We start from the raw sequence: 1,751 nt of genomic DNA, 5'->3' as shown, positions 1-1,751 counted from the left end.
CTCCTGCGCGAACCACCACGGCACCAGTTCGTCGAGCATGCGCGAGGTCGGATAACTTGCGACCAGGCTGCCGGCATAGCGGCCGTTGCGGAACATCGGCAGGTGATAATCCATCAGCATGGGCGCCGACAAGCCTGGCTGGGGCGCGGGCATGCTGTATTCGCCGCGCCTTGATTTCCGGGCGCTCTCGCCGGCCTCTTTTGACTGCGGCGAGAGATCGGCTGAGGACATGCCGTCCGACGACAGGCGGACTTCGTCATTGGCGTCGAGCCAGGCCAGCCGGCGCACTTCGCGGCTGTTACGCAACAACACCGCGACCCGGTCACGCCATTGCTGCTCATTCAGGTGGCCGGCCAGCATGTCATTCGCCAGCAGCCGCATGCTCTCTTCGTTGCGGCTGAGCTGGAAGCGGATGGTCTGTTCGACCCACAGCGTGTCGGCGATCAGTTGCTCGCGCCGCTCGCTGGCCTCGATGCGCTGTGCCTGCCAGGGCAACCAGAGCAGCGTGGCGAGGAATAGCAGCAACAGCAACAAGGGGAGCAGCCAGCGCCACAGGTTGCGACTACCGCCAAGCAGGGCGACCGAGCGCCGGAAGTCAAAGTTCATGGGCTGGAGTGTGCGAAAAACGAACGTTTAACGCAAGAGCGGACAGGGGAAGGGAAAGAATCGACAGTGTATCGAATACGGCCCGTTTGCTGCACTGCATCCATTGTGGTTATCCACACTTGTTGCTGCGCAGGCCGGTAATGACAATGGGCACCCTTGAAAATGCTTACCCACAAGCGGAGCCATTTTATGAATCGTCGCACCTTGTGCACCTTGTTTATCTCGCTGGCGGTCGCCGCCACGTTCTCGACCGCTGCTTTCGCCCAGGCGCCGATCGTACTGAAATTCAGCCACGTCGTTGCCAATGACACGCCCAAGGGCAAGGGCGCCGAGCGATTCAAGGAACTCGCCGAAAAATACACCAAGGGGCGGGTCAAAGTCGAACTTTTCCCGAACAGCACGCTGTACAAGGACAAGGAAGAGCTCGAGGCCCTGCAGCTGGGCGCAGTGCAGATGCTGGCACCATCGCTGGCCAAGTTCGGTCCGCTGGGCGTGAAGGAATTCGAACTGTTCGACCTGCCGTACATCTTCCCGGGCAAGGACGTGCTCTATCGCGTCACGGAAGGCCCGGTCGGCAAGGGACTGTTCAAGAAGCTCGAGCCCAAGGGCATCGTCGGGCTGGCCTACTGGGACAACGGTTTCAAGGTGATGTCCTCCAACAGGCCGATGCACGTGCCGGCTGATTTCAGGGGCATGAAGATGCGCATCCAGTCATCCAAGGTGCTGGATGCCCAGATGCGCGCGCTCGGCGCCAACCCGCAGGTGATGGCGTTCTCCGAGGTGTACCAGGCGCTGCAGACCGGCGTGGTGGACGGCACCGAGAATCCGCCGTCCAACCTGTACACGCAGAAGATGCACGAGGTCCAGAAGCACGTCACGCTGTCGGACCACGGTTACCTGGGCTACGCCGTGATCGTCAACAAGAAATTCTGGGACGGGCTGCCGGCCGATGTGCGCGGCCAGCTGCAAAATGCGATGAAGGACTCGACCAAGTACGCTAATGCCATCGCCCAGCAGGAAAACGACCGCGCGCTTGACGCCGTTCGCAAGTCCGGCAAGTCCAGGGTCTATTCGCTGACGCAGCTGGAAAAGGCTGAATGGCGCCGTGCCCTGCTGCCGGTGCAAAAGAACATGGAAGCGCGCAT

1 protein-coding gene and 1 pseudogene are annotated in these 1,751 nt (G+C 61.2%); one reads left to right on the top strand and one right to left on the bottom strand.

The window, feature by feature from the left end; genetic code table 11:
* Positions 1-606, bottom strand: a pseudogene (locus Q7T06_RS05255) (PAS domain-containing sensor histidine kinase); the annotation flags it as partial.
* Between the two features lie 189 nt (positions 607-795).
* Between Q7T06_RS05255 and Q7T06_RS05250 the strand changes: the two are divergent.
* Positions 796-1,751 (top strand): TRAP transporter substrate-binding protein (locus Q7T06_RS05250; protein WP_304781379.1); only part of this gene is annotated, 956 nt, incomplete at its 3' end.

The organism is Herminiimonas sp. (assembly GCF_030645555.1).
Taxonomy (GTDB): domain Bacteria; phylum Pseudomonadota; class Gammaproteobacteria; order Burkholderiales; family Burkholderiaceae_D; genus Oxalicibacterium.
This window is presented reverse-complemented; position numbering and strand designations above follow the sequence as displayed.